The sequence below is a fragment of the Acidovorax sp. 94 genome, assembly GCF_003634645.1.
Taxonomy (GTDB): domain Bacteria; phylum Pseudomonadota; class Gammaproteobacteria; order Burkholderiales; family Burkholderiaceae_C; genus Acidovorax; species Acidovorax facilis.
In genome coordinates this window covers 2260150-2272714 of the sequence record NZ_RBJA01000001.1, presented here as the reverse complement: position 1 = coordinate 2272714, position 12565 = coordinate 2260150, and the positions used below count along the sequence as shown (strand labels likewise).

Annotated in this window: 11 protein-coding genes; 7 read left to right on the top strand and 4 right to left on the bottom strand. The window is 66.0% G+C overall.

Annotated features, from left to right (window positions below; genetic code table 11):
- Both C8C94_RS10455 and C8C94_RS10450 read left to right on the top strand, forming a co-directional pair.
- Entirely contained in the window at window positions 1–1107 is a 1107-nt protein-coding gene (locus C8C94_RS10455; RefSeq protein ID WP_055400915.1) for a DNA glycosylase AlkZ-like family protein, read from the top strand.
- A gap of 331 nt (window positions 1108–1438) precedes the next feature.
- Window positions 1439–3250 (top strand): methyl-accepting chemotaxis protein, encoded by a 1812-nt coding sequence (locus tag C8C94_RS10450; RefSeq protein ID WP_121420668.1) that lies wholly within the window; start codon window positions 1439–1441, stop codon window positions 3248–3250.
- A 126-nt stretch (window positions 3251–3376) separates the two neighbouring features.
- Here C8C94_RS10450 and C8C94_RS10445 read toward each other — a convergent pair whose 3' ends face one another.
- Window positions 3377–3835: a RidA family protein gene (locus tag C8C94_RS10445; RefSeq protein WP_055400919.1), complete on the bottom strand. Its 459-nt coding sequence runs from the start codon at window positions 3833–3835 to the stop codon at window positions 3377–3379.
- Window positions 3836–4100: 265 nt separating this feature from the next.
- Between C8C94_RS10445 and C8C94_RS10440 the strand changes: the two genes are divergently transcribed.
- From C8C94_RS10440 to C8C94_RS10425, 4 genes are all read left to right on the top strand, one after another.
- The gene (locus C8C94_RS10440; protein ID WP_121422798.1) at window positions 4101–6581 is read left to right on the top strand and encodes a DNA internalization-related competence protein ComEC/Rec2; all 2481 of its coding nucleotides are present in this window, start codon (window positions 4101–4103) and stop codon (window positions 6579–6581) included.
- Window positions 6582–6648: 67 nt separating this feature from the next.
- A complete protein-coding gene (locus C8C94_RS10435) occupies window positions 6649–8184 on the top strand; it encodes a circularly permuted type 2 ATP-grasp protein (protein WP_055400921.1) in 1536 nt (511 codons plus the stop codon).
- Window positions 8185–8186: 2 nt separating this feature from the next.
- The gene (locus C8C94_RS10430; RefSeq protein ID WP_121420667.1) at window positions 8187–8342 is read left to right on the top strand and encodes an alpha-E domain-containing protein; all 156 of its coding nucleotides are present in this window, start codon (window positions 8187–8189) and stop codon (window positions 8340–8342) included.
- A complete protein-coding gene (locus C8C94_RS10425) occupies window positions 8336–9295 on the top strand; it encodes an alpha-E domain-containing protein (RefSeq protein ID WP_055400923.1) in 960 nt (319 codons plus the stop codon). Before C8C94_RS10430 ends, C8C94_RS10425 begins: the two co-directional genes overlap by 7 nt.
- Here the strand turns inward: C8C94_RS10425 and C8C94_RS10420 are convergent.
- Genes C8C94_RS10420 through C8C94_RS10410 form a run of 3 tightly spaced genes read right to left on the bottom strand, consistent with a single transcriptional unit; the run spans window position 9261 to window position 11052 of the window.
- Complete coding sequence (locus C8C94_RS10420; RefSeq protein WP_121420666.1) at window positions 9261–9752, bottom strand: hypothetical protein; 492 nt, start codon at window positions 9750–9752, stop codon at window positions 9261–9263. The genes C8C94_RS10425 and C8C94_RS10420 overlap by 35 nt on opposite strands.
- Window positions 9753–9758: 6 nt before the next feature.
- Window positions 9759–10091: a VF530 family protein gene (locus tag C8C94_RS10415; RefSeq protein WP_121420665.1), complete on the bottom strand. Its 333-nt coding sequence runs from the start codon at window positions 10089–10091 to the stop codon at window positions 9759–9761.
- Window positions 10092–10134: 43 nt separating this feature from the next.
- The gene (locus C8C94_RS10410) at window positions 10135–11052 is read right to left on the bottom strand and encodes a LysR family transcriptional regulator (RefSeq protein WP_055400927.1); all 918 of its coding nucleotides are present in this window, start codon (window positions 11050–11052) and stop codon (window positions 10135–10137) included.
- 176 nt (window positions 11053–11228) lie between these two features.
- On the opposite strand from C8C94_RS10410, the gene C8C94_RS10405 reads away from it, so the two are divergent.
- The gene (locus C8C94_RS10405; protein WP_176886528.1) at window positions 11229–12107 is read left to right on the top strand and encodes an alpha/beta hydrolase; all 879 of its coding nucleotides are present in this window, start codon (window positions 11229–11231) and stop codon (window positions 12105–12107) included.
- Window positions 12108–12565 lie beyond the last annotated feature (458 nt).

The following is a 12565-nucleotide window of genomic DNA, read 5'->3' as shown; positions in this document are numbered from 1 at the left end:
GTGGCGTCGCGCTCACCCACGCTGGATGAGCTGCGCCGCTACGCGATTGCGCGCAGCCTGTTCAAACCACAGACCCTGCCCGGTGCGATCCGCACGCTGGGTTTTGTGCAGGCCGATCCGATGCGGGCGCCCGCGCGGGCACAGGACCTGATTTTGCGTTTACGGGTGCGTGACTACCGTGCCGGTGACCTGGAACGCCGCTACGAGCGGCTGGGCATTGAGGAAGACGCTTTCGTCAACTACGGTTTTGTGTCGCGCGAGATGCTGGCGCTGCTGCACCCGCGCACGCCGCGCAGGCCGTGGGACGCAGCCACGACCGAGCGTGCGCGCGAGGTGCTGGCGTTTGTGCGGGAGCGGGGCGCGGTGCATCCACGTGAGGTCAGCGAGGCGTTTGCGCACCATGGCCGCGTGGCAGGCTACTGGGGCGGAGAACTCAACGCGAGCACGCGCCTGCTGGACGCCATGCACCACCACGGCTGGTTGCGCGTGTGCCGCCGCGAATCGGGTACCCGGGTGTATGCGCCGGTGGCGCACCCCGAGCAGGATGCCAGTCCTGCCGCACGCATGGCGCGCGCCGAAGCCCTGGTGGATCGCATCGTGGCGCTGTATGCCCCGTTGCCTGCACCCAGCCTGGGCTACCTGGTCACGCTGCTGCGCTACGGCGCACCGCAGCTGGCTGCCGAGGCGCGCGCGGTGGCCAAGGCCGCACCGTCACGCTACGGCCATGCGGTGGTCGATGGAACCACCTGGTTTTGGCCTGTCGCTGAAAGCCCGGCATCGCGCCGCCACCAGCCGCATAACGGCGTGCGGCTATTGGCACCGTTCGATCCCGTGGTGTGGGACCGACGCCGCTTTGAGATGCTGTGGGGCTGGGCGTACCGGTTCGAGGCCTATGTACCGGCACCCAAGCGCACCATGGGCCACTATGCGTTGCCGGTGCTGTGGGGCGAACAGATGGTGGGCTGGGCCAACCTGCGCGTGGAGCGCGGTCGGCTGCAGCATGCTCTGGGTTTTGTGGCCGGGCGCCCACCACGCGACGCGGGGTTCCGGCGCGCGCTGGGCGACGAACTGGCGCGTTTTGAGGCCTTCCTCGGCTCCGCAGCCTGACAGCCCGCTCACGCACCCGGCACCCCGGGCCTGCGAGTTAGCACCTGTCGCCAGTTTTTTTCAGGGTGTTGCAGCGGGCAACAGGGGCCGCTGGCACCACGCTTTTGTCGACGATGGGCGTACAGATGGCATGCGAATGGGGCATTTGCCCGAGCGACACGACCTGCTGAAACCCCGTGGCCGAACTCTGGCGGCGCAATGACGTGCACCCCGGGAGATGTGCTGGGGCCCATGCAGGCAGGGCAGACCCTGATGTGCAGTGACGGAGTTTGTGCAATCGTGAAAAAGCGTGCAACATCTGTACACAAACACAACGCTTCAGGAGACAACCATGCCCAAGCATCTTCGGATGGCTCACAAGCTCTGGCTGGCGGTGATTTTGATTGTGGTCATGCTGGTGGCGGTGGTGGGCTTTGCGGCCTACCGGTCTGCCAAGGTACAGGCCCATGCTGATGCGGTGAGCAAAGACATGGAGTCGCGCGTGCAGGCGGCACTGCGCTGGTCGGGTCTTACCGAGACCAATGCCGCCAGAACCCAGGCCCTGATCGTCAGCAGCGACCCGGCCGTCGAAGCCGAGTTCAAGGATGTGATTGCGGCCACATCGGCGCAGATCAGCGAAGTGCAAAAGTCGCTGGAATCCATGGCCCTGTCAGAGGCCGACAAGCAGCAGATGGCCAAGATCGCCGCTGCGCGCAAGACCATGATCGACCTGCGCGGCGAGGCCCGCAAACTCAAGAGCGATGGGCAGCAAGAACAGGCGGTGACGCTGATCACCCAGAAGTACAACCCTTCGGTGGCGGCCTACACCACCACGCTGCGTGAGTTCGTTCAGCAGCAGCAGCAAGGTGCCGAGGCCGTTCAGAAGCAGATGGCGGCAGAGCGCATGCTGACGGTCAAGATTGCTGCCGTGGCTGTGGGCCTGCTGCTGCTGGCCATCATTGTGGGTGCCTACTACCTGATCGGCAGCATCCAGCGGCCCCTGGAGCAGGCCAACGGGCTGGCCGAACGCATTGCGGGGGGAGACCTGAGCATGCAGGAATCCGTGACCCGGGGCGACGAGTTTGGCGATCTGCTGCGTTCGCTGTATGCCATGAGCAGCGCCTTGGGCCGCATGGTGCACCAGGTGCGCCAGAGCACCGACAGCATCGCCATCGCCAGCGCCGAGATTGCTACGGGCAACCACGACCTGTCGGCCCGCACCGAGCAGACCTCCAGCAACCTGCAGGAGACGGCGGCCGCCATGGAGCAGTTCACCAGCACCATCCAGCAAAGCGCAGGCAGTGCGCAGCAGGCCAGCAGCCTGGCGGCGGGCGCCACGGGCGTGGCGCGGCGGGGCGGCGAGGTGGTGAACCAGGTGGTGGCCACGATGGAGGACATCAACCACAGCAGCAAGAAGATCGCGGACATCATTGGCGTGATTGATGGCATAGCCTTTCAGACCAACATCCTCGCGCTGAACGCCGCTGTGGAAGCTGCCCGCGCGGGTGAGCAGGGCCGGGGTTTTGCGGTGGTGGCCAGCGAGGTGCGCAGCCTTGCCCAGCGCAGCGCCGAGGCCGCCAAGGAGATCAAGTTGCTCATCAGTGCATCGGTCGAGAAGGTGGAGACGGGCTCGCGCCTGGTGTCGGACGCAGGCACCACCATGACCGACATCGTGCAGTCGGTGCAGCGCGTGACCGACATGATTGGCGAGATCACCGCAGCATCGTCCGAACAGAGTGCGGGGGTGTCGCAAGTCAACAAGGCGATCAGCAACCTCGACCAGATGACGCAGCAGAATGCGGCGCTGGTGGAAGAAAGCGCCGCCGCCGCCCAGAGCCTGCGTGAGCAGGCAGACCACCTGGCGCGCGAGGTGTCCATGTTCAAGGTGAATGCCGCCAGCTATGGGCCCGCGCAGGCGGCCATTGGTGCGGCGCGCGCCACGGCTGCCCAGCGGCCACAGGCACCCGCCGCCACCGCTGTCCCCTCGGCACCCGCACGGCCCGCACCGGGTTCTGGTGCGAAGGCACTCCACGGCACGCCCGCTGCGGTGGCCAAGGCTCCGGCTGCAGCGGCCGCTGTTTCCAAGGTATCTGCGGCACCTGCACCCGCCAGCCGCAAGCCCGCGGTGGCCCAGGGATCGGAAGAGGACTGGGAGTCTTTCTGACGCTCTGACAACTGGCGGCCATGGTGTCATGGCGGCTGGGAGGGGCGCATCCGTCGCCGCCCTGCGCAGAAAACAAAAAACCCATGGCAGCCATGCCATGGGTTTTTTGGTGAGGGGTGGGGTCTGTCAGGCCAGCTCGGCGATCAGCTCGATTTCCACGCAGGCACCCAGGGGGATCTGCGCCACGCCAAAAGCGCTGCGGGCGTGCACGCCTTTTTCGCCAAAGACCTGGCCCAGCAGTTCGCTGGCGCCGTTGGTCACCAGGTGCTGCTCGGTGAAATCACCCGTGGAATTCACCAGGCTCATGACCTTGACGATGCGCTTGACGCGGTTGAGGTCGCCGCCACAGGCCGCCTGCAGCGTGCCCATGAGGTCAATCGCTACCGAGCGTGCAGCTTCCTTGCCTTCATCGGTGCCAATATCGCGGCCAAACTGCGCGGCCCAGGGCTTGCCGTCCTTGCGTGCGATGTGGCCGGACAGGAACACCAGGTTGCCCGTCTGCACATAGGGCACATAGGCGGCAGCGGGCACCGACACGGGGGGCAGGGTGATGTTGAGTTCTTTCAGCTTGTCGTAAACGCTCATGGTCTTTCCTCGGTTTGGCGTGAAGGTGGATGGCGGGGGCTTGCCGGTGCAGGTGCGCCGGCACGGCCTGCTGGTCAGCGCGGTGGCTTCGCGGTCCGGCGGCACCCGGATGGCCGCGAGTGTTACACAGCCTGGTGTGCAGAATCCAGCGGCCAGCCCTCAGGCATCGCATTAGCATCAGCCCATGCCCGCCATAAGCGCCCCTAATGCCATTCCCTCCGCCCCTGTGGGCCTGGATGGCGCCGTGGCCAGCGAAAGCTCCGCGATGGTCGCCGCCGTTCCCTGGCGCTTGCCTGCGTGGCTGCTGGGGGCCGTATTGGGGGCCGCGCTGCAGCTGCAGCAGCCGGTGTTGTGGCCCGGGGTGGTCTACGGGGCGGTTCTGGTGGCGGCGTGTGTGGTGGGCGGGTGCGCGCGGGCAGCGTCCAGGCGACGCAGATGGGGCGCTCATGCCGCCACCGCGCTGGCGGTGGGCGCCGGAGTGCTGGTGATGTTCGCCCTGTGTGGGCTGCGCGCTGTGGACTATGCGGCCCAGGGTCTCGCGCCCGCGCTGGAGGGCCAGGACATCCGGGTGACCGGCGTGGTGGCGGCCATGCCGCAGACCAACGAGGCTGGCACCCGCATCCGCGTGGACGTGGAGGCCGCGCGCCTGAACGGTGCCCCGGTGACGCTGCCGCCGCGCATCGATGTGGCCTGGTACGGCGGCCCGTTCCGCGATGCGGCCGGAATCGTGGACCTGCAGCGCCCACCGCCCGCCCTGAAAGCCGGCGACCGCTGGGCGTTGACGGTGCGCCTGAAGGCGCCGCACGGGCTGCGCAACCCCCATGGTTTTGACTACGAGTTGTGGATGTGGGAGCAGGGCGTGCAGGCCACAGGCTACGTGCGTGCAGGGCCCAAGGACGAGCCGCCGGAGTTTGTGGCTGCAACCTGGCTGCATCCGGTGGAGCGGGCGCGGCAGTCGGTGCGCGATGCGATCCTGGAGCGCCTGGCGGGCGACCAGGATGGCAGTGACCCGGCCCGCACGCGCGTTGCGGGCGTGGTGGCGGCTTTGGTGACGGGTGACCAGCGCGCCATTGACCGTGCCGATTGGGATGTGTTCCGCGCCACGGGCGTGGCTCACCTCATGAGCATCTCCGGGCTTCACATCACCTTGTTTGCCTGGCTGGCCGCGCTGGTGGTGGGTGCCCTGTGGCGGCGTTCCACCCGGCTGTGCCTGGCGGTGCCCGCGCCCTCTGCAGCACTGGCTGCCGGGGTGGTGCTGGCGGCAGCCTACGCGCTGTTCAGCGGCTGGGGCGTGCCTGCACAGCGCACGGTGATCATGCTGGCGGCCATTGCCGTGCTGCAGCTCAGCGGCCGCCGCTGGCCCTGGCCGCAGGTGTGGCTGTGGGCGTGTGCGGCCGTGGTGGTGGCAGACCCGTGGGCGTTGGCGCAGGCGGGCTTCTGGCTGAGCTTTGTGGCGGTGGGTATTCTGTTTGCTACTAATTCAATAGCTGGTAGCGCTTATCCATCCAGCGCTAGGCACCATTTTTATGCATTGATTCGGGAGCAGTGGGTGGTGACGCTGGCGCTCACGCCCCTGACCCTGCTGTTGTTTGGCCAGGTGTCGGTGGTGGGTTTTGCCGCCAACCTGGTGGCGATTCCCTGGGTCACCCTGGTGGTCACCCCGCTGGCGTTGGGCGGCGTGCTGTGGGCACCCTTGTGGAGCCTGGCCGCCCTCAGTTTGCAGCCGCTGGCAGCCCTGCTGCAATGGCTGGCGTTGTGGCCCTGGGCCGTGGTCTTCCTGCCTGCCGCGCCGTTGTGGGCGGGCATGCTGGCCGTGGCCGGAGGCGCGCTGCTGGCCACGCGCCTGCCCTGGCGGCTGCGGCTGCTGGCATTTCCCCTCCTGTGGCCCGCGCTGTGGTGGCAGCCGGTGCGCCCGGCGGCAGGGCAGTTTGAACTGCTGGCCGCAGACATCGGCCAGGGCAATGCGGTGCTGGTGCGCACCGCCACCCACACGCTGCTGTACGACGCAGGGCCGCGTTTCAGCCGCGAGAGCGACGCGGGCCACCGCGTGCTGGTGCCGTTGCTGCGGGCACTGGGGGAGCGCGTGGACACCCTCATGCTCAGCCACCGCGATGCAGACCACACCGGCGGTGCGGCCGCGGTGCTGGCGCAGCAGCCGCATGCGGAGCTGTTGGGCTCGATCGAGGCAGAGAACACCTTGCAGGCCTTGCGCCCAGTCCAGCCCTGCCTGGCGGGCCAGCGCTGGGAGTGGGATGGTGTGGCCTTCGAAGTGCTGCACCCGCAGCCGGACGACGCGGCGGTGCGCAGCGTGCGCCCCAATGCGCTGAGCTGTGTGCTGCGCATCACCTCCGCCGGGCCGCAGGGCGTGTCGGCCTTGCTGGTGGGCGACATCGAAGCCCCGCAGGAACAGGCCCTGCTGGCGCGCGGTGCGGCGCTCCAGGCCGACCTGCTGCTGGTGCCCCACCACGGCAGCAAGACATCGTCATCCCCGGCGTTTCTGGATGCCGTCCAGCCGCGCACTGCTTTGGTGCAAGCCGGGTACCGCAACCGCTTTGGCCATCCAGCCCCGCAGGTGTTGCAGCGCTATCGCCTTCGCGACATCGAGGTGGTGGAGTCTTCGCGCTGCGGCGCCGCGACCTGGGCCTCTGTCAAACCCGCAGCGATAGGGTGTGAACGCGATGCGGGCCGACGCTACTGGCAGCACCAGATGGCGCCCCGGGCGGACTCAGCAGGCGCGATGCCGTAGTGCCACCAGGGGCCGTTTGCAGAGTGTGGGCGCGCAACTTGCTATCCTGTCTTCAGGAGGCCAGTTCATGCAGAAATTTGACGAGATGTACGCCATGCTGCCTTTTGATGGCAGCGATGTGCGGGAACACTACAAGCGCTACGCGCAGTGGTTGAGCAAACAGCCCCCTGATGTGATGCAGGCCCGCAGGGCCGAAGCCGAGATGATCTTCCGGCGCGTGGGCATTACCTTCGCAGTTTACGGCGCAAAGGACGAGGGCGGCGCGGGCAATGAACGGTTGATTCCGTTTGACCTGATTCCGCGCATCATTCCGGCCCATGAGTGGAGCAGCATGCAGCAGGGGCTGGTGCAGCGGGTCACGGCGCTCAATCGCTTCATCCACGACGTGTACCACGGCCAGGACATCATCCGCGCCGGCATTGTGCCCGCCGACCTCATCCTCAACAACGCGCAGTACCGGCCCGAGATGGCCGGGTTGCATGTGCCGCAGAACATCTACGCGCACATTGCCGGCATCGACATCGTGCGCGCGCCCAACGCGCAGGGCGAGGGCGAGTACTACGTGCTGGAAGACAACCTGCGCGTGCCCAGCGGCGTGAGCTACATGCTGGAAAACCGCAAGATGATGATGCGGCTGTTCCCCGAGCTGTTTAGCCTGCACAAGGTGGCGCCCGTGGCCCACTACCCCGACATGCTGCTCGAAACCCTGCGCGCCAGCGCGCCCGCAGCGGCCGACGAGCCCACGGTGGTGGTGCTCACGCCCGGCATGCACAACAGCGCGTACTTCGAGCATGCCTTCCTCGCGCAGCAGATGGGCGTGGAGCTGGTCGAAGGGCAGGACCTCGTCGTCAAGGACAAGTTCGTCTACATGCGCACCACGCGCGGCCTGCAGCGGGTGGACGTGATCTACCGCCGGGTGGACGACGACTTCCTCGATCCGCAGGTCTTCCGCCGCAACTCCACGCTGGGCTGCCACGGTCTCATGGAGGCCTACCGCGCAGGCAACGTGGGCATCTGCAACGCCGTGGGAACGGGCGTGGCCGACGACAAGTCGGTGTACCCCTACGTGCCCGAGATGATCCGCTTCTACCTGGGGCAGGAGCCCATCCTCAAGAACGTGCCCACGTGGATGTGCCGCAAGCAGGAGGATCTGCAGCATGTGCTGGCCAACCTGAAGGACCTGGTCGTGAAGGAAGTGCACGGTGCCGGTGGCTACGGCATGCTGATCGGCCCGGCCGCCACACAGGCCGAGATCGAGGACTTCCGCCGTGCCCTGCTGGCCAACCCGGCGGGCTACATCGCCCAGCCCACGCTCAGCCTGTCGAGCTGCCCGACCTATGTGGAAAGCGGCATCGCCCCGCGCCACATCGACCTGCGCCCCTTCGTGCTCAGCGGTCGCGAGGTGCAGATGGCCGCAGGGGGCCTCACGCGCGTGGCACTGCAAGAGGGCTCGCTGGTGGTGAATTCGTCGCAGGGCGGCGGCACCAAGGACACCTGGGTGCTGGGCGAGGGTGCGCCTGCCGCGCAACCCAAGGCCGTGCAATCCCAGTCGCAATCGCAATCCCAGGGCCAGTCGCAAAGTCAATCGCAAGGGAGCCTCTGAACATGCTGAGCCGCACCGCCGACCATCTGTTCTGGATGTCCCGCTACACCGAGCGGGCTGAAAAGCCCCATGCCATGGGGCTTTCGACACAACACCGCGTGCGTGCGCAGCACGTGCGGGGTTCTCAGCCCTGCTCGATCAAGGAGGGCGCATGCTGAGCCGCACCGCCGACCATCTGTTCTGGATGTCCCGCTACACCGAGCGGGCTGAGAACACCGCAAGAATGCTCAATGTGAGCTACGAGACCTCCCTGTTGCCCCAGGCTGCCGATGTGGCGCAGAAAGGCTGGGAGGGCCTGCTGTCCATCAGCGAGCTGATTCCTGCCTACACCGCCAAGCATGGCGAAGTGACGCCCGCCAACGTGCTGGAGTTCATGGTGCACGATGGCAACAACCCGTCGTCCATCCTGTCGTGCCTGCGTGCCGCGCGCGAGAACGCGCGGGCCGTGCGCGGTGCGTTGACCACCGAGGTGTGGGAAACGCAGAACCAGACCTGGCTGGAGCTGCACCGCCAGCTGGAGGGTGGCGCCTTTGAGCGCGACCCAGGCCAGTTCTTTGAATGGGTGAAGTACCGCTCGCACCTCTCACGCGGTGTGGTGCTCGGCACGATGCTGCAGGACGAGGCGTTTCACTTTTTGCGCATGGGCACCTTCCTGGAGCGCGCGGACAACACCGCGCGCCTGCTGGATGTGAAGTTCCACGCGGTCAAGAACGACTTCTTCGGCCGCCCCAGCGACCGCAACCAGGAGAGCGACTTCTACCACTGGAGCGCCATCCTGCGCAGCGTGTCGGCGTTCGAGGTGTACCGCAAGGTCTACCGCGATGTGATCACGCCGGGGCGCGTGGCCGACCTGCTGATCCTGAGCCGCGATATGCCCCGATCGCTGCACGCCTGCCTGCGCGAGGTGGTGGACAACCTGGCCGTTCTGGCCAACGGGCAGTCCGCCGAAACCAGCCGCAGGGCAGGGCGCTTGCTGGCCGACCTGCAGTACGGTCGCATCGACGAGATCCTGGCCACGGGCCTGCACGCGTTCCTCACGCAGTTCCTGGACCGGGTCAACGACCTGGGTGGCGGCATCAGCCGCGATTTTCTGGTGACGTCCGGCGATTGAAAACCAGCATGGCCGCGCCATGCAAGGCCAGCCCCGCTGCGTAGGGAATGAGCGGTGCCCAGGGAGAGCCCAGCCAGGCTCTTGCCTGCGCGCCACGCAGCCAGTCGGGCATCACTGCGCCCCAAGGGGCGTGCAGGCTCGTCTGCAGAAACCCATAGGTCGTCAGCCCCAGACCTACAGTCGCACCCAGAGCGATGCCGTAGGCCACCGGCAGCTTGCGGCGACCCGCCATGGCCATGAAGGCTGCACTGAAGAAAACTCCCAAGAACATGGTTGCCAGCCACGCCACAGGCCACCATCCCGCATCACCCCTTCCGGACTGAGCCGCCAGCAAAGCATTGAGCCCACCGATGACGCCCAGCGTCAGCAGGGGGACCAGAAAATTGCGATACCGTGCGCTCAGCCGTGCCGAATACGCATTCGGGGTTGGCGATGTTTGGGGCGTGGTAGCGCGCATTACCAGTCATTCTTGCGCGTTGCGCCGCTGGTCGCGCAGCATGAAGAGGTAAAGGCTCTCGACCTTCTCACGTGCCCAGGGGGTTTTGCGCAAAAACTTGAGGCTGGAGCCCACGCTGGGGTCGATCTGAAAGCAGCGGATGGGGATCTGTCGGCCCAGCTCGTCCCAGCCAAAATAGTCTGCCAGGCCCACTACCATGGCTTCCAGCGTTACGCCGTGCAGGGGGTTGCGGGGCTGTTTGGCAGAAGCTGCTGGAGGTGTGGGTTCAGCAGCTTGCGCGGTGTGGCTGCCCTCGGTGGTGCGCGCGTCAGGGGTGGGGGTGGACTCGGTAGCGTTCATGGGCCCAAGCATAAAGGCCCCTGCCTGCCTTTGTGGAATGCCTTCACTGCGTGCGTTGCAGGTGGGTCTCGCGCTGAAACAGCTCGGCCGCCCAGTCCACAAACGCACGCACCTTGGCGCTCAGGTGGCGGTTGGGTGGATACACCACGTACACAGGCAGTGGCGGCTGGGTCCACTCGGGCATCAGCCGCACCAGGGCGCCATTTTGCAGGTGTTGTTGCGCCTGGTAGCTGGTGATCTGCCCGATACCCAGCCCCGCCAGCACGGACGTCACATAGGCATTGGCTTCATTCACGCTCAACTGGTAGGGACCCGTGATGTCGATGGATTCGGAGCCCTTGACGAACTCCAGCGGGTAGTGCCGGCCGCTTTGCGGAGAAAAATAGATCACGCTGGCGTGTTTTTCCTCGATCTCCAGCGGATGGGTGGGCGTGCCCTTGCGCGCCAGATAGTCGGGCGATGCCACCGTGATGAACTCCAGGTTGCCCACCCGCCGCGCCACCAGCGACTGGTCGCTGAGCTCGCCACCGCGAATCACGCAGTCCACGTTATCTCCGATCAGGTCCACGATGCGGTCGCTCACCCCCAGGTCCACCTGGATGTCCGGGTACCGTGCATGAAACTCTGCAAGGTTCGGAATGATGAGCAGCTGTGCCACCGACGTGCCGACATCGATGCGCAGGCGACCGCGCGGATTGGCGCGTGCATTGGTCATGCTGGCCTCGATGTCATCCAGGTCGGTCAGCAGTCGGACGGTGCGGTCGTAGTAGGCGGCGCCGTCGGGCGTCACTGTCACGCGCCGCGTGGTGCGGTTGAGCAGCTTTACGCGCAGGCGCTCCTCCAGCGCCTGCACATGCTTGGTCACGGTGGCTTTGGGTAGCGATAGCGAATCCGCTGCCCGGGTAAACGTGCCGGCCTCCACCACCCGCACGAATATGCGCATGGCCTGTATTTGGTCCATGGCTTCTCCTTGAATCTGGAACGTCAGCACCCACCAGTGGGTGCTGCGGAATTCTCACACGGGCACTGTCGTTTGATTGTTGAGCTTTTGGAAACAGTGCGGTGGTGTTTGACCTGTTTATCTGAAAGGCCCGAGCCACTACATTTCATCCATCGTCAATCCAATGGGTACATGCCATGCAGCCCGACCAGCCGTCCTCGCTATCTTCCACATTGCCACCCGTTGCCAAACCCACCGAAGGGGGCAAGGCCGCCTCCGTGTGCTCCGACTCCACTATTGAAGTGACCAAGGGGCAGGATGTGGCCGTGCGCATGTATGGGCGCAAGAAGACGGGCCAGGCGTCGCCGGTGGTGGTGCATTTTCATGGAGGCGCATTTACCTCGGGGGGGCTGGACAACGGCTGCACCGTGGCCTCGCTGCTGGAAGGTGTGGGGGCCGTTGTGGTGTCGGTGGCGTACCCGCTCACCCCGTTCCCGCAGCCGGTGGACACGGGCTATGACGTGCTCAAGTGGGTGCACCGCAACCGCACCAAGCTCGGCGGGCAAGGTGCACTGGTCTACCTGGCGGGTGAAGAAGCGGGCGGCAATCTGGCTGCGGCTGTGGGGCTGATGGCGCGCGACCAGTCGCACCCGCCGCTGGCCGGGCAGATCCTGCTCTCGCCCATGCTGGACCCGTGTGTGGGCACAGCCTCGCTGCGCGAAGCCACGGGCAATGCCACTGGCTGCAAATGGGCCGAAGGCTGGCGCAATTTTCTGCGTTGCCCGCGCGATGCCGAGCACCCCTATGCAGTGCCTGCCGCAGCACACCGTCTGGCCGGCTTGCCGCCTACGCTGGTGCTGGTGGGCGACACCGACCCCATGCACGATGAGGCACTGGCCTATGCCGCCCGGCTGGAGGCGGCGGGCCTGCAGGTGACCCGCCATGTTTTCTCGAAAACGGCGCAGTGGCCCGATGCCTTGCTGCAAACCGGCCCCCACGAATGCCCTTGCGCAACCGGTGCGCAGGAACAGTTCCGCCTGTTCTTTGAAGCCACCCGATGTCCGGTGCCTTCCTGAGACCCTGAACCCGGCAAGGCTGTCTCCAGAAAGTCATTGACCTCAACTTTGGTTGAGGTTTGATACTGCGGCCTTACCGCCAACCACCTGGTTATCAACGCTGATTTTTCCGGCCCACACGTGCCGGAGGGAGAAGCTTTGCCCACGTATTTCTGCACGCCGAGCCCATCAGGGCGCAGACGGCGGGCAGGTGCCATTGATGTCAACGATACATACGGAGGAAATCACACCATGAACAACCCGTTGGGCGACTTGCCTGTCTGCAGCCACGGCTGTCACAACACACAGTGTTGCCGCGTCTTCTGACGTCGGTTCTCAGTGTCCCGGCGGTGTGCTGCCGGGGCCTTGACTTTGCCACGGTGTCATTGCCGAGACTGCCCATCTGCCCACGGTTGTGACACCTTTTTTGACTCTTGTCGGCACAACGCCACCTACCGGGGCGCGGCAGAAAACCTCCA